Here is a 20,625-nt window from a genome sequence, read left to right on the forward strand (position 1 = left end):
CGATGACAGACGCAGTGAAACGGATTTATGTAGAGAAAAAAGCAGGATTTGACGTAGAAGCGCGGCATTTGTTGGCGGATCTGCAGGTGAATCTGGGCATCAAGGGGCTGACGGGGCTGCGGATCGTTCAGCGCTATGATGTGGCCGGGATGGCCAATGAGGAATATCAACAAGCCCGAGAGACGATTTTTGCCGAACCGATGGTTGATCAGGTCTACGATGAAGAACTGCCGATCCCGGCGGGGACAAAACGCTTTGCCATGGAATACTTGCCCGGCCAATATGATCAACGGGCCGATTCGGCGGCCCAGTGTGTGCAGATTTTAACGCAAAAAGAGCGCCCGGCGCTCTTGTCGGCCAAGGTGATCCTCTTGACCGGCGACATCGACGATGACGATCTGGCCAAGATCAAAGCCTACTGCATCAACCCCGTCGAGTCGCGGGAAGCGGCCTTGGCCAAACCGGCGACGCTGGAGGTCGCTGCTGAGATTCCGCCTGATGTGCCGGTGCTGACTGGCTGGACAGCCTATGGAGAAGCAGAACTGCGTGCATGGATGAGCGAGATGGGTCTGGCCATGAGCTTTGCCGATCTGCAGTTCTGCCAGGCTTATTTCCGCGATACGGAAAAGCGCGATCCGACGCTGACGGAAATCAAAGTGATCGATACCTACTGGTCCGATCACTGCCGCCATACCACTTTCCTGACGCGGGTGGAAGACGTAGACATTCTGGAAGGCCATTTTACCCGGCCGATCCGTACCGCCTACCAGGAATATTTGCAGGCCCGGGAGCAAGTCTATGGTCAAGAGGGAGTCAACAACCGCGATGTTTGTTTGATGGACATTGCGGTGATTGGCATGAAAGCGCTCCGCAAAGCCGGCAAGCTGGCTGATCTGGACGAGTCCGAAGAGATCAACGCCTGCAGCATCGTTGTGCCCGTCGATGTGGACGGCCGCCAGGAAGATTGGCTGGTCATGTTCAAAAACGAAACGCACAACCACCCGACGGAGATCGAGCCTTTTGGCGGGGCCGCCACTTGTCTCGGCGGAGCGATCCGCGATCCCCTGTCCGGCCGTTCCTATGTGTATCAAGCGATGCGAGTGACCGGCAGCGGTGATCCGCGCCGTAAGGTAGAAGAAACCTTGCCCGGCAAACTGCCGCAGCGCAAGATCACCATCGGCGCCGCCGCCGGATACAGTTCCTATGGCAACCAAATCGGCTTGGCCACCGGTCAGGTCGCAGAGATCTATGACGAAGGTTATGTGGCCAAGCGGATGGAAATCGGTGCCGTCATCGCCGCCGCGCCGCGCGAGAATGTCGTGCGGGAAGCGCCCGTCGCCGGTGATGTGGTCATCTTGGTCGGTGGCCGGACCGGCCGTGACGGTTGCGGCGGTGCCACCGGTTCTTCCAAGGAGCACACGGCCGATTCGCTGATGACCTGCGGCGCCGAAGTGCAAAAAGGCAATCCACCGACGGAGCGCAAGATCCAGCGCTTGTTCCGCAACCCCGCCGTCAGCCGTTTGATCAAACGCTGTAACGACTTTGGCGCCGGCGGTGTTTCTGTGGCCATCGGTGAACTGACCGATGCGCTGGAAATCGATCTGGCGGCAGTGCCCAAAAAGTATGAAGGCCTCGACGGCACGGAACTGGCCATCTCGGAATCGCAGGAGCGGATGGCGGTGGTCGTCAGCGCTGCCGATGTGGACGCCTTTTGCGCGCAGGCGGCAGCGGAGAACTTGGAAACGACGGTCGTGGCCAAAGTGACCGATAACGGCCGCTTGGTGATGCGTTGGCGCGACAAGGCCATTGTCGATTTGAGCCGCGAATTCTTGAATACCCACGGTGTAAAGCAGTCCACCCAAGTGCGCGTGACGGTGCCGACAGTTGATCAAATGGTCTTTCATCAATTGCCCTCCCACGTGACGGCGCAGCTCGGCGATTTACGGGCCGCCTGGCTGGCCAACTTGGGCGATCTGAATGTCTGCAGCCAAAAAGGCCTGGTCGAGCGTTTTGACAGCACCATCGGCGCCGGTACGGTGCTGATGCCCCTCGGCGGCAGCGAACAACTGACGCCGGCCGAAGGGATGGTCGCCAAGATTCCGATCCTCCACGGGGAAACGACAACCGCCACCGCCATGTCCTTTGGCTTCAATCCGCAGATTGCCCGCTGGAGTCCCTTCCACGGCGCGTTGTATGCCGTGATCGAAGCGGTCGCCAAGATCGTGGCCATGGGCGGCGACTACCGGAAAGTTCGCCTGACACTGCAAGAGTATTTTGAAAAGCTCGGTCAAGACGCCGAGCGCTGGGGCAAGCCCTTTGCCGCCCTCTTAGGCGCTTTTTACGCGCAAGCCCGTCTGGGTATCCCGGCCATTGGCGGCAAAGACAGCATGTCCGGTACGTTTATGGACCTCCATGTGCCGCCGACGCTGGTCGCTTTTGCCGTCGGCACCTTGTCCACCCAACAGGTGGTCTCGCCGGAGTGGAAAAAGGCCGGCAGCCAAATTGTGCTGGTACCGCTGGCCCGTGACGCCTATGATTGCCCCGATTTTGATGAACTCGCCAAAAATTACAGCCGGATCACGTCGCTCATCCAAAACGGTCATGTGCTGGCGGCGCAAAGTGTGCGCGTCGGCGGCTTGGCGGCCGCTTTGACCAAAGCGTGTTTTGGCAACCGCATTGGCGTCAAACTTTCGATGGTGCTGTCGCCGGAACAGCTTTTTGCGCCGGAATACGGGGCGATCGTGCTGGAACTGCCGGAAGGCAGCGATGCAGCGGCGCTGCTGGGCGATGTGGAGTTTGTTCGTCTCGGCGTGACCATCGACGAGCCCGAGATCATCGTCAATGACCAGGTGATCGCGCTTGACGATGCGCTGGACGCCTGGACGGCGCCGCTGGAGCCGATTTTTGCCACACGCCTGGCCGGCACTGCGGCGGCCGTACCTGCCGAAGCAACGGCCAATCAAGCGTCCTTGGTCGTACCGGCGCCGGTAGCACCGGTCCCGACGGCACGCCGGCGCGCACCGGCCTTGGCTCGGCCGCGCGTATTGATTCCGGTGTTCCCGGGGACGAACTGTGAATATGACTCGGCTCGGGCCTTCACACAAGCCGGCGCCGACGTATCGACGTTGATTTTCCGCAACTTGACGGCTCATGATGTGGAAGAGTCGCTGGCCGCGCTCGTCGAAGAGATTCGCCGCGCCCAGATTGTCATGGTGCCCGGTGGTTTCAGCGCCGGTGACGAACCGGAAGGTTCGGGAAAATTTATTGCGACGGTGCTGCGTAACCCCCGCGTCAAAGAAGCCGTGATGGAACTGCTTAAGCAGCGTGACGGCTTGATGCTGGGCATCTGCAACGGTTTCCAGGCGCTGATCAAAGTGGGCCTTGTGCCGTTTGGTGAGATTGTCGACATGACGCCGGACTATCCGACGTTGACCTTTAACCAGATCGGCCGCCATATCTCCTGCATGGTGCGCACCAAAGTGGTGAACAATGGGTCGCCCTGGTTCCATAACGTGGAAGTGGGTGCCGTCCATACGGTGGCCATGTCCCACGGTGAGGGCCGCTTTGTGGCGCCGCCGGAGCAATTAGCCAAGCTGGTCGCTTCCGGACAGATTGCCACGCAGTATGTCGATGCCGTTGGACAGCCGACCATGGCGATTGAATGGAACCCCAACGGGTCAATGATGGCCATTGAAGGGATCACCAGCCCCGACGGCCGCGTACTCGGCAAGATGGGCCACTCGGAGCGGATCGGTCAGTCCGTAGCCATCAATGTGCCCGGTGAAAAGGATCAAGGGATTTTCGCGGCAGGTGTCGCTTATTTCCGGTAAGAATATGTATCGCCGTCCGGTGCTCTCGGTGCCGGGCGGCTTTTTTCGGGCGTACGCTCCAATGCCGCCGAGGCATTTTTGCAGGCACCTTGCATCCAACTCCGGAAGGACGTATGATGAACATAAACGAACAATGCCGGGGGAGTCATGATGGAGTTATGGCAGCAGTTAAAATGCATGGATGGGCTTTCGGTCCTGCCCGATGAAGCACTGCAAGCCCTGGCGGCGGCCCAGGGGGAGCGCATCCATAAAAAGCGGCACCGCCTGTTTGGCGAGGGAGAGACGGCAGAAGCCGTCTATTTTCTGCTCCAAGGAAAAGTCAAACTGATCAAAGTCAACCTCGACGGGCTGGAAAAAATGTTGACGATCATCCGGCCCGGGCAATTTTTCGGCGAGATTGCCGTCATGGACGGTAGTCCGGCACCGTACACCGCCGAGACTCTGGAAGAAGTGCGTCTTATTGCGATCAATAAGGAATCCTTTCACAAGTTGTTGCACCAGTATCCCTTGATGGCCTGTGAATTGCTACGCATTGAAGCCAAACGATTGCGTCATGCCTACCGGCACATGAAAAATCTGGCCTTGCTGGACACCCACGGCCGTGTGGCGGCCAGTTTGGTTCGCTTGGCCCATAACGACAGTGTCAGTGAAGGCAATACCATTTCGATTCGCACCAACCTGACGCGACAGGAAATGGCGCAGCTTATCGGTACGTCCCGTGAAACGGTCTCCCGCATCCTGGCCGAATATGAACGCTTGGGCATCTTGGAGATCGATCGGCAGACGATCATCATCCGCGATATGGAAGAACTCCGCTATCGTGCTTCCGGTGGGCGCGAGCGCGAATAACCGCGTAGGGAAAAGCCGGAGCCCATGGCCGGGGAACCGTAACCCGGTGAACAGGTGCGGCAGAACGTAGACACCTGGGGGTTCATGGGATATACTCTATTGCACTGGAACAAATAAACAAGCCATCGGTTAGGCAGCGCGGCAACACTTACCCGTACACAGCAATGTACCAGGTACAATGGCCAAAAGTGATCAAGAGCTACGAACGCTTCGCGTGCATCGGGATGTTGATCCAACCGACGCCGGCCCCGAGCCATCATCGAACCAGTGATAATAGAGGAGAGACCGTCTAATTATGAAAAAAAACGTACTTGTGACGATTAAAGGCACCCAGATCAATGACCTCGGTGAAGCCGATACGATGGAGCTTTTTACAGAGGGATTGCTTTTTATTCGCCCCGATTCGTATTATATCGTCTATAACGAATCCGCCATGTCCGGCATGGAAGGTTCCACCACATCCCTGCGGATCCAAACTGACAAAGTCGTCCTTAATCGCATGGGCAAAGCCGAAATGAAGCAGACCTTCGAACTGGGTAAGCTCGATGAAGGCATGTACGTTACCCCGCAGGGCGCGATCCATCTGGGCATCATCCCGTCACGCGTTCACGTTGATTTTGGCGAAACCGGGGGAGCGATCAATCTCGAATATGAACTACAGATCGGTCAGCAAACGGTGTGCAACAATTCCTTGCTGATCACTGTTAAGGAGGACCGCTATTCATGAATTCTGTGGAATCGATACGGCAAAAGATTATTACCTCCCTTGGGCAGGCACTGGCATCGCTGCAGCAAGACGGCACGATCAACGTAGACGATCTTCCGTTGGCCGAACTGGAAGTGCCCCGTGAAAAACAGCACGGTGACTTTGCCACCAACATTGCCATGACCATGGCCAAAAAAGCGCGCATGAACCCGCGCCAGTTAGCGCAAAAAATCGTCGACCGTTTTGATCGGACCGGCACTTGGGTGCAGGACATTCAAATTGCCGGCCCCGGTTTTATCAACTTTGCCCTCGATCATCGCTGGCTCTATCCGGTGCTGGTTCACGTGCAGGCCGAAGATCACGCCTATGGCACCTCCGATGCCGGTCAAGGCAAACGGGTCCAAGTGGAATTCGTGTCGGCCAATCCCACGGGACTGCTGCACATGGGGAACGCTCGCGGCGCTGCGCTGGGCGACACCTTAGCCAATTTGCTGCGCGCCGCCGGTTTTGACGTACAAAAAGAATTTTATATCAATGACGCCGGCAACCAGATTGAGAATTTTGCCAAATCACTGGAAGCGCGCTATCTGGAACTTTTGGGCCACGACGTGATCTTCCCGGAAGAAGGCTATCATGGCCACGATATCATCGAGACCATGCAAGGATTGATCGCCCGCGACGGCGACCGGTACGTACAGATGGAAACAGCTGAGCGGCGCGCCGCTCTCGTCGCCTATGGCTTGCAAGAGAAAATCGGTGCCATCCGGCAAACCCTGGCCAACTTTGGCGTCGAATACGACGTTTGGTTTTCGGAAAAAACGCTCCATGAATCCGGTGCGATTCAGGAAACCTTAGAAACCCTGCGCACCAACGGCTACGTTGACGAAAACGAAGGTGCCCAGTGGTTCAAGGCGACGGCCTTTGGGGAAGAAAAGGACGAAGTGCTCGTCCGTTCCAACGGTATCCCCACCTATTTTGCCGCCGATATCGCCTATCACAAAAATAAATTTGATCGCGGCTTTGACTGGGTGATCAACATCTGGGGTGCCGACCACCACGGTCACGTGGCCCGGATGAAAAACGCCGTGCAAGCCGTCGGCTATCCGCCGGAAGATCTCGATGTCATCCTCATGCAACTCGTACGCCTCTTCAAAGGCGGCGAGATCGTGCGCATGTCCAAGCGGACCGGCCAGTACATCACCTTGGAAGAACTGATGGAAGAAGTCGGCAAAGATGCGGCCCGCTTTTTCTTTGTCATGCGCGGCGCCGACTCGCACCTCGATTTTGACCTGGATCTGGCCAAAAGCCAGTCCGCCGAAAACCCTGTCTACTATGTCCAATACGCCCATGCCCGGATCTGCTCGATCCTGCGCACCGCCCAAGATGCCGGTGCCGCCGTACCGCGCGTCGCATCGGCACCGGCGTCGATGCCGAGTTCTTGCGGCCTTACGGGCTGCGGTTCCTGCGACGTTTCCGGCACATCGCTGACGAGCCTCCTTAAGGCGGCGCCGGCAGCGCCGGATAATATCGATCTGACGGTGCTTACTCATCCCTCCGAACTGGCTTTGCTGCGTAAGATTGCCGATCTGCCCGATGAAGTGGCGCGGGCGGCGATGCAAATGGAACCGCACCGGATGGCCCGCTACGCCCAAGATCTGGCGGCCCTTTTCCACGCGTTTTACACCCATTGCCGTGTCCTCAATGATGATCCGGCGCTGCAACAGGCGCGCTTGCTCGTTGTCGATGATACGCGCATCGTCCTGCGCAACGTTTTGCACTGGCTGGGTTTGACAGCACCGGAGCGGATGTAGTATAGTCGGATAAATTGTGGATTCACAGGTAGATGAGTTCGGATAAGGAGTGTTGACACAAGTGTCCGAAGTAACGGAAACCAAGAACGTTAACGAAGCGGCCGGCCAAAGCATCACGGCCGACGCCCAAGCCGTGGAAACGGTGGAAGCGCCGAAGCCGCCGCGGGCGACCCGGCCGGCACCGCGCTTTTCGGAGGCCGATACACTGTATAGCGTGTTAAACCAACAAGGCGAGCCCATGTATTATCGTGATCTGATTGAAGCGGCTCTCGGTAAGTTGGGCTATCAGTCGCCCTACGCAGCAACCGATATTAACTTTGTCTATTCCCAGTTAAATCTGGACATGCGCTTTGTTCATTTTGGCAACGGTATGTGGGGGATTCGCAACTGGGCACCGACAAAAACCGCCAAGAAAGTGCCGACCATTTCGCTGCTCAGCAAAACCGTCGACTACGATGACAGCGACGTCGATGATGAGTTTGACGAGCGTGACCACGATTACGGACGCAGCCGCGACGATGATTGGGAGCGGGCCGACTAGGCCCGCTTTTTTGCGCGCTTATCGGGTTGCCCAAATGTTCGGAGTCAGCTAGAATAAATAAAGGTTGAAAAAATGCTCGAAAGCAGGCCAAAATGATGCAAACGAAATTTATATTTGTTACCGGAGGCGTCGTCTCCTCACTGGGCAAAGGGATCACTGCGGCATCCTTGGGCCGTTTGCTCAAAAGCAGGGGCTTAAAAGTAGCGATTCAAAAATTTGATCCCTATATTAATTTTGACCCCGGCACGATGAGCCCCTATCAGCACGGCGAGGTTTTTGTCACCGATGACGGTGCCGAAACCGATCTCGATCTGGGTCACTATGAGCGCTTCGTCGATATTAACGTGACGAAAGCGTCCAACGTGACGACCGGCAAGATCTACTGGTCCGTCATCAGCAAGGAGCGCAAAGGTGAATATCTGGGTGGCACGGTGCAAGTGATCCCCCATATCACCAACGAAATCAAGGAGCGCGTCTTGCGTGTCGCCCGGGAATCCAATCCTGACGTGGTCATCACCGAAATCGGCGGCACCGTCGGTGACATTGAGTCGCTGCCCTTTCTCGAAGCCATCCGTCAGATGAAGTCCGATATCGGCAAAGAGCGCGTAGCCTATATTCACGTAACCTTGGTACCGTACTTAGGGGCGGCCGGTGAAGTCAAAACGAAACCGACGCAGCATTCCGTCAAAGAACTGCGCTCGATCGGCATCCAGCCGGACGTCATCGTCTGCCGGACCGAAAAAGAATTCCCCCGCGACTTGGCCGAAAAAATTGCCCTCTTTTGCAACACCGAACCGGAAGCCGTCATCCAAGCGGTCGATGCACCGTCAATTTACGAGTGCCCGCTGCTCCTCAAAAAAGAAGGCCTCGATGACATCATCATCAAAAAATTCAAGTTGGACTGTGCTGAGCCTGACTTAACCGAATGGGAAGCGCTCGTGGAAAAAACGCGCAATCAAAGCCATCAAGTCACGATCGGCCTTGTCGGCAAATATGTGGCGCTTCCGGACGCTTATATGAGCGTTGCCGAGTCCCTCCGCCACGCCGGATTTTTCCATGATACAGCCGTCAAGATCAAGTGGATCTACTCGGCGGACTTGGAAGGCGGCAACCTGGAAGAATTCCTCGCCGACGTAGACGGCATTCTTGTACCCGGTGGCTTCGGCGACCGCGGCATCGAAGGCAAGATCCGCGCCATCCAATATGCCCGTGAGTATCGTGTACCGATGCTGGGCATCTGCCTCGGCATGCAACTGGCCGTGATTGAATACTGCCGTAACGTCCTGGGGTGGGCCGATGCCAATTCCAGCGAGTTTACACCGGAGACGACCCATCCCGTCATCGATCTTTTGCCGGAGCAAAAAGACATCGAAGACAAAGGCGGCACCATGCGTCTCGGTACCTATGCTTGCCGCGTGGCCCGCGGCACCAAGACCTGGGATGCTTATCAAGATGAAGTGATCTACGAACGTCACCGCCATCGCTATGAATTCAACAACACCTTCCGCGAGGCCATCGTCAAGGCCGGAATGACCATTGCCGGTACATCGCCAGACGAGCGTCTTGTGGAAATCATCGAGTTGACAGACCATCCCTGGTTCGTCGCTTCCCAGTTCCATCCCGAATTTAAATCGCGGCCCAACCGTCCCCATCCGTTGTTCCGCGATTTCATCCGCGCCGCGCTGCAGTTTGGACGGCGGTAATCGCACGATTAACAAGAAGAAGCCCCGAACATAGCAGACCTTTTCGCAGCCTGCCTAACAACACTGCGAAAAGGTCTCTTTCGGTTTATTCGCGGGCAGGCTATTGGGTAGCACTGTCACGCCCATGAGGAGGACTACATGCAGGCCACTGAACTTACCCTGGCGGATAAAGAGCGCTTTAATGCGTTTATTGCCATGCACCCCAAAGGTCATGTGCTGCAAACCTGGCAGTGGGGCGATGTGAAAGCCAAAACCGGCTGGCAGCCCTATCGCCTGGTGGTGGAAGAAGGCGGCCAGATCCGCGCCGCTGTTTCGATCTTGAAACGGCGCCTGCCGGTCATCGGCAAACATATTTTCTATGCGCCTCGCGGTCCCGTCGTTGATCCGGCCGATCGGGCCGCCGCCGATTTGCTTTTGCAAGCGGTCGAGCGCCTGGCCCAACGGGAAGACGCCATTTTTCTGAAAATCGATCCCGATATAACCACGCCCAACCCGGTTTGGAGCCAGTATCTACAGGATCAGCAGTTTCAGCGTGTCGATACGGGGGAAGGTTTTGAAGGCGTGCAGCCGCGCTATGTCTTTCGCTTGGACATCAGCGACGATCTGGACAAGGTCTTTGCCCGTTTTCACCAGAAAACCCGCTACAACATCCGCCTCGCTGAAAAACGCGGCGTCGTGATCGATGATCAAGTGGGCAAAGAGGAACTGCCCGTTTTTTATCAAGTGCTCAAAGAAACCTGCGAACGGGATAACTTCCTCGTTCGCTCCTACTCTTATTTTGAAGACATGTGGGACAACCTGGTCGAGCAAGGCTTAGGCAAGCTCTTTTTGGCGCGCTATGAAGGCCAAGTGATCGCCGGTACCCTGGCACTGATCAACGGCAAAACGGCCTGGTATCTCTACGGCGCTTCGTCCAACCAGTATCGCAACGTCATGCCCAACTACTTGATCCAGTGGAAAATGATCAACTGGGCCAAAGCCAACGGCTGCAACTTGTACGATTTTCGCGGTGTGCCCGGCCATGTCGGCGAAGATCATCCCCTCTACGGCTTGGTGCGCTTTAAGAAAGGCTTTAACGGCGATTATGTGGAGTTTATCGGTGAATACGACCGTGTGTACCAACCGCTCATGTACCGGTTTTGGAATTTTGCCGAACCGCTGTACCAAAACACGGTGCGTAAACTCCTCGTGCGCAAGAAATGAGAAGGGACGAAGCCATGCAAGCGATCGAACAAAGGGCCGGTGATCAGCCGGTGACGCCCCGGGCTGCCCTCGATGATGTCACCGGCGCGCTGGCCGCTTGGGTGGAAGTCGATCTCGACGCCATCGCCCATAACGCTCGCGCCGTTCGCCGGCACATCGGCGCAGAGACGATCTTTTATGCCGTTGTTAAAGCCAACGCCTACGGCTGCGGAGCTGTGGCTTGCGCCCGTACGTTGCTTGAAGCCGGTGCCGATCGCCTGGCGGTTACTCATGTAGTCGAAGGCCGGGAACTGCGCCGTCATGGCATCGAAGCCCCGATTCTCGTCATGGGGCCGACGTTGCCGGGCGAGATGGACGCGCTGGTGGCTGCTGATTTGACGCCGGCCATCAGCACCGTCGAAGCGGCGGAGGCGCTCCGCCAGGCCGTACAAGCCCAGAGCAAAGCGAACTACCCGGTGCAGATTAAAGTGGAGACCGGCCTCGGGCGCACCGGCGTAACACCGGAACAAGCGCCATCGCTGGTGCAAGCCATCCTCGTCATGGAGGAACTGGTGATCGAAGGCGCCTTTACCCATCTGGCCACGGCCGCCACGGGCGATCCGGCCTGGGTACATCATCAGGCGCGCCAATTCGAGCAGGCCCTTCGAGCGATGGAAGCCGCCGGGGCCGTGTTGCCGATTGTGCATCTGGCCAATTCGGCGGCCACACTGGCTTATCCTGAATATCGATGGACGGCGGTACGTGTGGGCACACTGTTGTATGGACAGTCCCCGCTGGCCGGTGGCAGCGCCATGATCGATGTGCGTGATCCCTGGCGGCTCAAAGCGCGCATCGCCCACGTCGCTGATGTACCGGCCGGGCACGGTGTAGGCTACGGCCGCGCTTTTGTGACGTCCCGGCCGACGACGGTGGCCGTTGTGCCTGTGGGGTACGTCGACGGTTGGCAACTGGAACCGGTCAGTGTACCGGTGGGCATCATCGATTTGCTCAAAGTGCTGGCCAAACAAGCGCTGGCTTTTTTCGGCTACGGGCCGGGGCGGCGCCGGGTCCGTGTCGGTGATCAGGAGCGGCCTGTTCTTGGTAAAGTGGCCATGCAGTTTACCATGATCGATGTGACCGGCATGGATGTCTGCATCGGTGATCCGGTGGAACTGCCGGCCCGGCGCACCGTGATTCGACCGGACTTACCGCGGGTATGGGTAGCGTCGGGGGCGGCAGAGCAACAGGAAAAGAGGGATGAACGGTGACCACGAAAAAGTGGGTAGTCGGTGGTCTGGCGGCGATTCTCGTGGCCTCTTTCGCAGCGCTCTTTTTTTATGGACCGAATCATGACGCCAAGCCAAGCAAAGGACCCGGTGCCGATCAAACGGTAGCGGTGGTGCGTGTGGAAGGCGTGATCAGCGACGCATCGACGGGCACGGTATTGGCGACACCGGGCAGCGGGCGGCAGATTTTGGAGACGCTGCGCCAGTTGCGTGATGATTCGTCGATCAAAGCGGTGGTGCTACGCATCAATTCGCCGGGCGGAACGTCGGCAGCATCACAAGAGCTAGGGGAAGAATTGGCCAAGGTCCGGCAATCCGGTAAAGTCGTTGTGGCTTCCATGGGGGAGATGGCTACGTCCGGCGGGTACTGGCTGGCGGCCAAGTGTGACAAGATTGTGGCATTGCCGACGACGACGACAGGCTCTATCGGTGTGCGTATCGACTACGCAAACTTACAAGAACTGTATAAAAAGATTGGCTACCGTCCCGGTGTGATCAAAAGCGGCCCTTATAAAGACATCCTTTCGACGGATCGTGAGTTGACACCGGAAGAATTAGCCATTGTGCAAGCGTTGGTCAACGACACTTATGAACAGTTTCTCGATGTGGTCGCTGACGGGCGCAAGATGACCAAAGATCAAGTGCGTACCTTGGCCGACGGGCGCATCTATACCGGTCGCCAAGCGCTGAACGTGGGCCTCGTCGATGAGCTGGGCACCTTTTATGATGCTGTCGATCGGGCGGCGCAACTGGCCGGGATCGAAGGCGAGCCGGTGATCGAAGAATACGGCAATATAAGCACCTTAGAAAAACTTCTTGGCTCCATGGGGGCGCAAAGCAAGCTCCAGCAAGCGGTGACGCCGGCGGACTTCTTGCGCTGGCTGCAAGTGGACCAAGGAAAACCGGCACTCCCCTAATCCGGAACGAAAGGCGGAATGGCTGTGGAGGAAAAACAACCGTGGCCGGAGGCAAGTGGGCCCGGTACGGCTGATGAGAAAGGGCCGTTGCCGGCCGCCGACGGGGGCGTAGCCGAACCGGTGATGACTACCAACAATTGGCCCTGGAGTGACTATCTCTACTATGTGCTGGTGGCACCGGTACGGGCACTGCGCCAGGCGGCACGGCAAAAACCCTTGGGCCTGGCCGTAGCCGTCGTGTTGACCATCGCCATGATCGCCTTGGCGGCCCAGATTTTGCTCGGGCCGCCGGAGGCGGGCTTTATGGGCCGCCCCATGAACAGCAGCACATGGCGGGCACTGGTCACCCTGGCCGGAACCGGCGCCATCATCATCGGTCTTGGTGGTTGGATCATGGCCGCCGCGTTTTTTAACCTGGCCGGGGAGCTGCTGCGGGGTCGGCCCAATGCCAAAGGGTTACTGACGGCGCTGGGGTTGGCGCAATTGCCCAACTTGTTCCAGATTCCGCTGCAAGCGATCGACGCAACCGTCGGCTTGCCCCAAGGCGTAGAGAGTTTACTGGTCACAGTGCTTTCCCTTTGGGTGGCCCTGTTACAGATCATCGCTGTGCGCGAAGCGCTGGCCCTCAGCACGGGGCGAGCGTTGCTCATTGTTTGCGTACCGCTTTTGCTGATTGGCGCCATTACCGTTGCGGCGGTCATCGCGGCGGTGACCTTTATTCATGCCGTGCCCGGCTTGTCGACGCTCTAACGACTTGCGCCGATATCACCTGGCTTTGGTGGCTCCCCAAGCATGTCCACAAGCGAAAAAAGCGCATCACCAAAAACCTGCCAGAACCAACGGCAGGTCTTTTTTTGCCCGGAAAGGAGATTTGCTTTAGGATACTTTGTTAAATCCGTGGTTTTTTTAAAAAATGGCAGGAAAGCGGACGGCGGATCGCGAATCGATCCTGCGAGCAATGTGGTTACTGATAACGATTACAATTGACGAAGAGTCAGAGAGGAGGCATGCCAATGCCCGATCAAGCGCAAATATTGGTCGTCGATGATCAGCGTGGGGTCCGCCATTTGCTTGTCGACGCGCTGATGTTGCTTGATATTAAGGCCGATACAGCAAGCAATGGCAACGAAGCACTGGCTCGATTGACCCAAAGTGCCTACGACCTGGTCATTCTCGACATGAAGATGCCGGGATTGAGCGGTCTCCAAGTGGCGGTGGAACTGCACCGCCACGGTAAAGTGCCGGAGATCTGGCTGATGACGGCCTATGATGACGTAGAACTGCGCCAGCAAGCGATCGTCCAGGGGATTCACCGCCAGATTACCAAGCCTTTTGACGTGCTACAATTAGTCGAAGATATCCGGACTTGGATAACGGCAAAACAAGCCGAAAAAGCGTTGTTTTAAGCAGAAAAAACTATGTTGATCCTGGCAGTGGGAAAAGAGGATTTTCTAGTAGAGCGTTGAATAATGGGGGAGAGAGGAGGTTATCCACATGACTGTGTCCACCATGACAATTGTCACATTGCGGTGTCCTGTGTGCGGCCGCATGGAGTTTCACGCCCTTTCGCTGTTTGCGTTTGCCGGCCGAAAAAACCAGAAGCTCTATTGCAGTTGCGGGGCGGAAGTAATGACGGTGGGCAGCAAGGATCGGCGACAATTCTGGTTACAGATCCACTGTATCATGTGTGAAACGCAACACCTCTATTGGTTTACCCGCAAGCAGCTCTGGGCGCACAACCTGATCGATCTGCAGTGCGTGGAGACCCTCGTCGACATTGGTTATGTCGGCCCGCGAGACAAGGTAAAAGCGGCAATCATGAAGCAGGAAAAGTCTCTCCAGGAAATGGCCGCCGATCTGGGTGTGGCCGATTACTTTGAAAATCCCGAGATCATGTATGAAGTGCTGGAACGGTTGCATCAATTGGCTGAGGCAGGGCTCTTGTCTTGTACCTGCGGGAGCCGGCAGATTGCCGTGGAAGTATTTCCCGATCGCGTGGAATTGCGTTGTGAAGTTTGCGATCATACCTGTACCTGCTATGCCGAATCCGACAACGATCTGGAAAGCGTCAAACGATTTGATAACATACAGATTCAAGGAGCCTATCATCCGGTACCCCGGAATCGCGGGGCCCGGAAGCGGCCAACCAAAAAGACAACGTAAGTGGATCATGCGGCCGCAGTTTCTGATGCTCACCCCATCAGTCGTGCGGTTTTTATTTTTCAAATCCCATCGTTCCATCCAGCGGCGTGCATGGGGATCCGCCGGATCAGGCATTCTGTTCCTATGGTGGGTTCTTTGCAATAGAACTAATTTATCAAGGAGGTTTTTTCATGCCTATGGTTTCCGTGGCCCAGCTTCTTGCCAAGGCAAAAGAGGGGAAATATGCAGTAGGTGCATTTAACTGCAACAATATGGAGATTGTCCAAGCGATCGTTGCTGCTGCCGAAGCAGAGCGCGCTCCCGTGATCATTCAAGCGTCCCAAGGGGCGATTAAGTATGCCGGTATCGAATACATTGTTGCCCTGGCCCGTTTGGCCGCTGACCAATCGACCATCCCGGTAGCGCTGCACCTTGATCATGGCACTTCGTTTGAGCAGTGTGTCAAATGCATCGCCAGCGGTTTTACGTCGGTCATGATCGATGGCTCCAAGCATCCCCTCGATGAAAACATCGCCCTGACCAATCGCGTCTTGGCCGTCGCTCGGGCCGTCGGCGTTTCGGTGGAAGGCGAACTGGGCAAGATCGGCGGCACCGAAGATGACATCCATGTGGATGAACGGGATGTCTTTTTCACGGAGCCTGCGGAAGCGCTGCGTTTTGTGCAAGAAACGGGCGTCGACTCCTTTGCGCCGGCGTTCGGTACGGCCCATGGCCAATACAAAGGCCGTCCCGAGTTGGACTTTGCTCGCCTGGAGAAGATCTATTCGCTCGTTCCGGAAACGCCCATCGTCATGCATGGCTCTTCCGGTGTGCCTGATGAAGACATTCGCCGGGCCATTGAACGGGGCGGCGTGCGCAAGATCAACATTGACACGAACATTCGCGAGCAATTTGTGGCTGGTGTCAAAGAAGCCATCGCCAAAAATCCTGCCGAGATCGACCCGCGTAAACTCCTGGGACCGGCGAAGGAAAAGATGATCGAGATCATTCGTGAAAAAATCCGGTTGTTCGGATCGTCTGGTCAAGCCTAAGCAGGGAGTAAAGAGCAGGAGGTAGTACCGTGCGTTTATTTCTGGACAGTGCGAATATTGCCGAGATCCGGGCGGCCAATGAACTGGGTGTGATCAGCGGTGTCACGACGAATCCGTCGCTGATTGCCAAAGAGGGCCGGAATTTTCAACAGGTCGTGGAGGAAATTACCTCGATCGTAGACGGCCCGATTTCGGCCGAAGTGATTGGTATGCAAGCGGAAGCCATGGTGGCCGAGGCGCAGGAATTGGTCAAGATCCATCCCAATATCGTGATCAAGATTCCCATGTGTGCCGAAGGCCTCAAAGCGACGGCCCAACTGTCGCGCCAAGGGATCGCCACCAATGTGACGTTGATTTTTTCGGCCAATCAAGGGCTGTTAGCGGCGCTGGCCGGTGCTACCTATGTCAGTCCTTTTGTGGGACGGCTCGACGATGTAGGCCAAGAAGGCATGGACATGGTCCGTGAACTGGTCGAGATTCTGGCGATTCACGATCTGGACACGGAAGTGATTGCCGCCAGCATTCGCCATCCCGTGCATGTCACGGCGGCGGCTCGTGCCGGAGCGTCGATTGCTACCGTCCCTTATAAAGTCTTGCAGCAAATGATCGGTCATCCCTTGACGGAAGCGGGGATCGAAAAGTTCCTGCAAGATTGGGAAACAGTGAAAAATAAATAGAAAACGAACAACCGGGTGGGGACACAGAGGAGATAAATAGGGATTATGAACAGAAGATTAGCATTAGAATTTGCCCGTGTGACGGAAGCGGCGGCGTTGGCGGCAGCGCGCTGGATGGGCCGGGGCAACAAGAATGCAGCCGATGAAGCAGCGACGGAAGCGATGCGCGCCATGTTTGACAGCATTCACATGGACGGCACCGTCGTCATCGGTGAAGGGGAAATGGATGAAGCGCCGATGCTTTATATCGGTGAACGCGTCGGTACCGGCGAAGAACCGCAATTGGATATTGCCGTTGATCCCCTGGAAGGCACCAACCTGGTTGCCAAGGGCTTGGCCGGTTCGATCGCCGTTATGGCCATCGCCGACCGGGGATGTTTGCTCCATGCGCCCGATATGTACATGGACAAAATCGTCGTCGGTCCGCGGGCAGCCGGTCGGATTTCGCTGGATGCGCCGGTGGAAGATAACCTGCGCAATGTCGCCGATGCCCTCGGCAAAGACGTGGAAGACCTGACGGTGGTGATTCTCGATCGGCCTCGTCACCAAGCGTTGATCCACTCGGTGCGTGCTGCCGGTGCGCGGATTCACCTGATCGGTGACGGTGACGTGGCGCCGGCCGTGGCGACGGCGTTTCCCGATTCCGGGATCGATATCATGATGGGGATCGGCGGTGCACCGGAAGGCGTCATCGCGGCGGCGGCGATTCGTTGTCTCGGCGGGGAGATGCAAGGGCGTCTTTGGCCGGAAAATGAGCAAGAAGAAGCTCGTTGTCGCACCATGGGCCTCGATGATCCCCGGAAACTGTTGACCATGGATGATCTGGTCCAAGGCCACGGTGTGGTTTTTGCGGCCACCGGCATCACCGACGGCAGCCTGCTCAAAGGAGTCAAGTTCACCGCCGAAGGTGCCCATACGCACACGCTCGTCATTCGTGGACGGACAGGCACGGTGCGCTTCATCAATGCGTTACACCGTTTAGATAAAAAGCCCTTTTTCGGACTGGGCCGTCAAGGTTGCACCAACCCTGAATTTGAGGCATAATAAACCGTAGGAATGACAACATGCAAAGGCATCGTTGCACCAAGAAGAAATGGCGGGGATAGCCATGAAGCGGTGGCAGAATTTTAAGCGCTACTTGCGATTGCAGTATTTGCGATTGTTGCGTTTGCGTGATCAACCGGAACCTCTGGCGCGAGGCGTAGCCTTGGGCTTTGCTTCTGGCTTTGGCCCTTTTTTTGGTATTGGTGTCTTGGCCGCCTATGCCTTTGCGGCGTTGCTCAAAGGCAATCGTGTCGCTGCGGTGTTGACGGCACTGATGTTTAAATGGGCAATTCCGTTGTTCATGGCCACAAATATGGCCATCGGCACGTTAGTGCTTGGTGATGCATCTGGCTATGGAGCGCAAGGGATTCAATCGCATGATCTGATGACGTGGCAGTTTTGGCAAAGTGCCGGTTTGGCTTATGTGACCGGCAGCGCTGTCAGCAGTACGATTGCCTATGGCCTTACCTACTATCCGGTGCGCCGGTGGGCGCTGCAGCGGCAGCAGGGCCGGCAGCAACGTCGTAACGCAGCATCATCCTATGTGGCGTAACGGAAGCGGTTGCGTTAGTAAAGCATCACACCGTAGTTGCATGAATCGCAACCGGTCAATGTATAATGCATATTGAAGATGGGCAATCTATCATCGGGACCGCAATGATCCGAGGTGATTGTTCATAACTATGGTTTCGAACAAAAGAGACACCAACGGTCCCAAGGCTGTTTCGTGTCTCTTACTTTTTTGCCTGTGGACGTCCGTCAGTTTGGCCGTGCCCGCTGTAAGCTCCGCGTGGACGGAGGCTATCGCTGATGTTTTTCAGTCCTCACCGCCGGTAAAGGCCGGCTTGGATGATGATGAAGTGGCACGCTTACTCAAAGGTGAGGCGGAAGCAGGGCAACCGGTAACAACGGTGGCCATGAACGTTCCGGTGCAAGGTGCAACCGGTGATAACCGGCAGCGCGCGGAAGCTTCGAAGTTCCACATTGTACGTTCCGGAGAAACGCTGTATACGATTGCCCGTACCAACCATATACCTGTCGAACGGTTGCTTGCACTAAACGGTCTGACGCCAAGCAACCCCATTTATCCGGGACAAAATTTGCAATTGCAGTCTCCCGAGGACGCGGAAGATGCCCTGGGTGGAGGCGAACTTGATCGGGACGGACGTGGCGATGACGTAGAGCAGGACGTAGCGGGTTTGCCCCCCGATGGTGATCGGCAAGCCAAGGAAAAGAGAGAGCCACGAACGATCTACCCGTCACGGGGAGCGTTGCTTTCGGCCATGCGCCCGCCTCTCGTGGGTGTCATTACCTCCTCCTTTGGACCGCGCCGGCGAGGATTCCATCACGGTCTGGACATTGCCCGTGAAACCGGTGCACCGATCCGCGCTGCCCAAACCGGCAAGGTAACCTATGCCGGATGGCGGCCGGTCTATGGGAAAACGGTGATTCTGGAGCATGCCTATGGCGTGCGCACCATCTACGGTCATCTGTCACGCCTGGCGGTTCGCCAAGGCGACGAAATCACGCGCGGTGAAGTGATTGGTGAGGTTGGTTCGACGGGAATATCCACCGGACCGCATTTGCATTGGGAAGTACAAGTCGAGCGCCGGGCGGTGAATCCGGCGGCCTATGTGAGCACCGCTGCCAAAGGCAATTAAATTCCCACTTGCACCATTCTTTGACCTATGGTACAATCCTTTCTGTTATAATTTGCTGAAGTATGGCTCGGCCGATCGGTCTGGTCTGGGTGGGAAAGAGGTGAACCCTGTGAAAGAAGGGCTCCATCCGAATTATTTTCGGAGCAACGTGATGTGCGCCTGCGGTGAAACATTTGAAACAGGCTCGACGCGCAAAGAAATCAAAGTGGATGTCTGTTCCAAATGCCATCCTTTTTACACCGGCAAGAAATCTCGTCTGGTTGAGGTCGGTGGACGGGTCGACAAGTTCAAGAAGAAATACGGTATGTAAGCCGTGTAGCAGAGCTCTTTTGTGCTCTGCTATTTTTCTATGCAAAGGAGGCGCTTATGGGGAACTTTACCTACGGCGGGCAAGCCGTGATTGAAGGCGTGATGATGCGTGGTCCCGACGAAATGGCCATCGCCGTTCGCCGTCCCGATGCCAGCATTGTGGTGCAGCGGCAGCCGATCGCTTCTTGGCTCAATGCGTCTTGGTTGATGAAGACGCCCATCTTGCGCGGTACGGGGGCGTTAATCGATGCGCTGGTGCTGGGCATCAAAGCGCTTTCCTTTTCGGCCAGCCAGCAAGGTGAGGACGAAGAAGAGCAACTGAGCAGTACCGAGATTGCGGTTACCATCGCCATTGCCATGCTCGCCGGTGCCTTTTTATTTATTGTGGTGCCCACATCGGCGGCCCATTTGGTGCGCGCTTGGGTGCCTAATCTCTTTTTGCAGAATCTGTTGGAAGGTATCGTCCGGATCGGCGTTTTTTTTGCCTACATTTTGTTGATGGCGCGCATGCCCGAGATCCAGCGGGTGTTTCAATATCATGGTGCTGAGCACAAAGTGATTCATGCCCATGAAGCCGGTGTGGAACTGACCGTCGATAACGCCCAGCGCTACACGACGGAGCACCCGCGCTGTGGCACCAGTTTTTTGCTTTTTGTGATGGTCTTGAAGATCTTGGTCTTTTCGTTGTTGCCCGATGCGGCGCTGGCCATGAAAGTACTTTTTCGCTTGGCCTTGGTGCCGCTGGTGGCGGGGATCAGTTATGAGTTGATCAAGCTTTCCGGCAAGTATCCCGCGATGGGGCTGGTGCGCTTGTTCATCTTACCGGGGCTTTGGTTGCAGCGCTTGACGACGCGGGAGCCCGATGATCAGCAAGTGGAAGTGGCGATTCATGCACTCCAGGCCGTACGGCGCTAA

19 protein-coding genes are annotated in these 20,625 nt (G+C 56.5%); all 19 read left to right on the forward strand.

Translation table 11 applies throughout. The features are described from left to right. The first annotated feature begins 2 nt into the window (after nucleotides 1–2). The 19 genes from EDD73_RS04660 (at nucleotide 3) to EDD73_RS04750 (ending at nucleotide 20,625) form a co-directional block, all read left to right on the forward strand. The gene (locus EDD73_RS04660; RefSeq protein ID WP_131918613.1) at nucleotides 3–3,830 is read left to right on the forward strand and encodes a phosphoribosylformylglycinamidine synthase; all 3,828 of its coding nucleotides are present in this window, start codon (nucleotides 3–5) and stop codon (nucleotides 3,828–3,830) included. 150 nt (nucleotides 3,831–3,980) lie between these two features. Then, nucleotides 3,981–4,679 (forward strand): Crp/Fnr family transcriptional regulator, encoded by a 699-nt coding sequence (locus tag EDD73_RS04665; RefSeq protein WP_165876322.1) that lies wholly within the window; start codon nucleotides 3,981–3,983, stop codon nucleotides 4,677–4,679. 295 nt (nucleotides 4,680–4,974) lie between these two features. Next, nucleotides 4,975–5,406: a YwiB family protein gene (locus EDD73_RS04670; RefSeq protein ID WP_131918615.1), complete on the forward strand. Its 432-nt coding sequence runs from the start codon at nucleotides 4,975–4,977 to the stop codon at nucleotides 5,404–5,406. Further along, nucleotides 5,403–7,196 carry an arginine--tRNA ligase gene (gene argS, locus EDD73_RS04675; RefSeq protein WP_131918616.1) on the forward strand — a complete coding sequence of 598 codons (1,794 nt, stop codon included), beginning with the start codon at nucleotides 5,403–5,405 and terminating at the stop codon, nucleotides 7,194–7,196. The genes EDD73_RS04670 and argS overlap by 4 nt, the downstream gene beginning before the upstream one ends. Before the next feature lie 61 nt (nucleotides 7,197–7,257). Then, nucleotides 7,258–7,737 (forward strand): DNA-directed RNA polymerase subunit delta, encoded by a 480-nt coding sequence (rpoE, locus tag EDD73_RS04680; RefSeq protein WP_165876323.1) that lies wholly within the window; start codon nucleotides 7,258–7,260, stop codon nucleotides 7,735–7,737. 95 nt (nucleotides 7,738–7,832) lie between these two features. Next, a complete protein-coding gene (locus EDD73_RS04685; RefSeq protein ID WP_131918618.1) occupies nucleotides 7,833–9,440 on the forward strand; it encodes a CTP synthase in 1,608 nt (535 codons plus the stop codon). 138 nt (nucleotides 9,441–9,578) lie between these two features. Then, a complete protein-coding gene (locus tag EDD73_RS04690; RefSeq protein ID WP_131918619.1) occupies nucleotides 9,579–10,643 on the forward strand; it encodes a lipid II:glycine glycyltransferase FemX in 1,065 nt (354 codons plus the stop codon). Nucleotides 10,644–10,657: 14 nt separating this feature from the next. Further along, on the forward strand, nucleotides 10,658–11,890 hold the full coding sequence (gene alr, locus EDD73_RS04695; protein WP_165876324.1) for an alanine racemase: 1,233 nt from the start codon (nucleotides 10,658–10,660) through the stop codon (nucleotides 11,888–11,890). Further along, nucleotides 11,887–12,825, forward strand: a complete 939-nt coding sequence (gene sppA, locus EDD73_RS04700; protein ID WP_243116795.1) for a signal peptide peptidase SppA — start codon at nucleotides 11,887–11,889, stop codon at nucleotides 12,823–12,825. The genes alr and sppA overlap by 4 nt, the downstream gene beginning before the upstream one ends. A 24-nt stretch (nucleotides 12,826–12,849) precedes the next feature. Next, nucleotides 12,850–13,575, forward strand: a complete 726-nt coding sequence (locus EDD73_RS04705) for a Yip1 family protein (protein ID WP_165876325.1) — start codon at nucleotides 12,850–12,852, stop codon at nucleotides 13,573–13,575. A gap of 263 nt (nucleotides 13,576–13,838) precedes the next feature. After that, the gene (locus EDD73_RS04710) at nucleotides 13,839–14,231 is read left to right on the forward strand and encodes a response regulator (protein WP_165876326.1); all 393 of its coding nucleotides are present in this window, start codon (nucleotides 13,839–13,841) and stop codon (nucleotides 14,229–14,231) included. A gap of 88 nt (nucleotides 14,232–14,319) precedes the next feature. Beyond that, complete coding sequence (locus EDD73_RS04715; RefSeq protein WP_131918623.1) at nucleotides 14,320–14,988, forward strand: hypothetical protein; 669 nt, start codon at nucleotides 14,320–14,322, stop codon at nucleotides 14,986–14,988. 170 nt (nucleotides 14,989–15,158) lie between these two features. Continuing rightward, on the forward strand, nucleotides 15,159–16,019 hold the full coding sequence (locus tag EDD73_RS04720; protein ID WP_131918624.1) for a class II fructose-1,6-bisphosphate aldolase: 861 nt from the start codon (nucleotides 15,159–15,161) through the stop codon (nucleotides 16,017–16,019). Nucleotides 16,020–16,048: 29 nt separating this feature from the next. Next, nucleotides 16,049–16,696: a fructose-6-phosphate aldolase gene (gene fsa / locus EDD73_RS04725; protein WP_131918625.1), complete on the forward strand. Its 648-nt coding sequence runs from the start codon at nucleotides 16,049–16,051 to the stop codon at nucleotides 16,694–16,696. A gap of 45 nt (nucleotides 16,697–16,741) precedes the next feature. Further along, entirely contained in the window at nucleotides 16,742–17,740 is a 999-nt protein-coding gene (gene glpX, locus EDD73_RS04730) for a class II fructose-bisphosphatase (protein ID WP_131918626.1), read from the forward strand. Between the two features lie 64 nt (nucleotides 17,741–17,804). Then, the gene (locus tag EDD73_RS04735) at nucleotides 17,805–18,293 is read left to right on the forward strand and encodes a DUF2062 domain-containing protein (RefSeq protein WP_165876327.1); all 489 of its coding nucleotides are present in this window, start codon (nucleotides 17,805–17,807) and stop codon (nucleotides 18,291–18,293) included. A gap of 130 nt (nucleotides 18,294–18,423) precedes the next feature. Continuing rightward, nucleotides 18,424–19,401, forward strand: a complete 978-nt coding sequence (locus EDD73_RS04740; protein WP_131918628.1) for a M23 family metallopeptidase — start codon at nucleotides 18,424–18,426, stop codon at nucleotides 19,399–19,401. 109 nt (nucleotides 19,402–19,510) lie between these two features. Next, nucleotides 19,511–19,711 carry a 50S ribosomal protein L31 gene (gene rpmE / locus EDD73_RS04745; RefSeq protein WP_131918676.1) on the forward strand — a complete coding sequence of 67 codons (201 nt, stop codon included), beginning with the start codon at nucleotides 19,511–19,513 and terminating at the stop codon, nucleotides 19,709–19,711. 56 nt (nucleotides 19,712–19,767) lie between these two features. Next, nucleotides 19,768–20,625 (forward strand): DUF1385 domain-containing protein, encoded by an 858-nt coding sequence (locus EDD73_RS04750; protein ID WP_131918629.1) that lies wholly within the window; start codon nucleotides 19,768–19,770, stop codon nucleotides 20,623–20,625.

The sequence above is a fragment of the Heliophilum fasciatum genome (assembly GCF_004341395.1).
Taxonomy (GTDB): domain Bacteria; phylum Bacillota; class Desulfitobacteriia; order Heliobacteriales; family Heliobacteriaceae; genus Heliophilum; species Heliophilum fasciatum.

What these genes read in the sequence shown, in the direction of transcription:
- EDD73_RS04660 (WP_131918613.1), top strand. Translation starts at nt 3, where the DNA reads ATGACAGACGCAGTGAAACGGATTTATGTAGAGAAAAAAGCAGGATTT.
- EDD73_RS04665 (WP_165876322.1), top strand. Translation starts at nt 3,981, where the DNA reads ATGGAGTTATGGCAGCAGTTAAAATGCATGGATGGGCTTTCGGTCCTG.
- EDD73_RS04670 (WP_131918615.1), top strand. Translation starts at nt 4,975, where the DNA reads ATGAAAAAAAACGTACTTGTGACGATTAAAGGCACCCAGATCAATGAC.
- argS (WP_131918616.1), top strand. Translation starts at nt 5,403, where the DNA reads ATGAATTCTGTGGAATCGATACGGCAAAAGATTATTACCTCCCTTGGG.
- EDD73_RS04685 (WP_131918618.1), top strand. Translation starts at nt 7,833, where the DNA reads ATGCAAACGAAATTTATATTTGTTACCGGAGGCGTCGTCTCCTCACTG.
- EDD73_RS04690 (WP_131918619.1), top strand. Translation starts at nt 9,579, where the DNA reads ATGCAGGCCACTGAACTTACCCTGGCGGATAAAGAGCGCTTTAATGCG.
- alr (WP_165876324.1), top strand. Translation starts at nt 10,658, where the DNA reads ATGCAAGCGATCGAACAAAGGGCCGGTGATCAGCCGGTGACGCCCCGG.
- EDD73_RS04710 (WP_165876326.1), top strand. Translation starts at nt 13,839, where the DNA reads ATGCCCGATCAAGCGCAAATATTGGTCGTCGATGATCAGCGTGGGGTC.
- EDD73_RS04715 (WP_131918623.1), top strand. Translation starts at nt 14,320, where the DNA reads ATGACTGTGTCCACCATGACAATTGTCACATTGCGGTGTCCTGTGTGC.
- EDD73_RS04720 (WP_131918624.1), top strand. Translation starts at nt 15,159, where the DNA reads ATGCCTATGGTTTCCGTGGCCCAGCTTCTTGCCAAGGCAAAAGAGGGG.
- glpX (WP_131918626.1), top strand. Translation starts at nt 16,742, where the DNA reads ATGAACAGAAGATTAGCATTAGAATTTGCCCGTGTGACGGAAGCGGCG.
- EDD73_RS04735 (WP_165876327.1), top strand. Translation starts at nt 17,805, where the DNA reads ATGAAGCGGTGGCAGAATTTTAAGCGCTACTTGCGATTGCAGTATTTG.
- EDD73_RS04740 (WP_131918628.1), top strand. Translation starts at nt 18,424, where the DNA reads ATGGTTTCGAACAAAAGAGACACCAACGGTCCCAAGGCTGTTTCGTGT.
- EDD73_RS04750 (WP_131918629.1), top strand. Translation starts at nt 19,768, where the DNA reads ATGGGGAACTTTACCTACGGCGGGCAAGCCGTGATTGAAGGCGTGATG.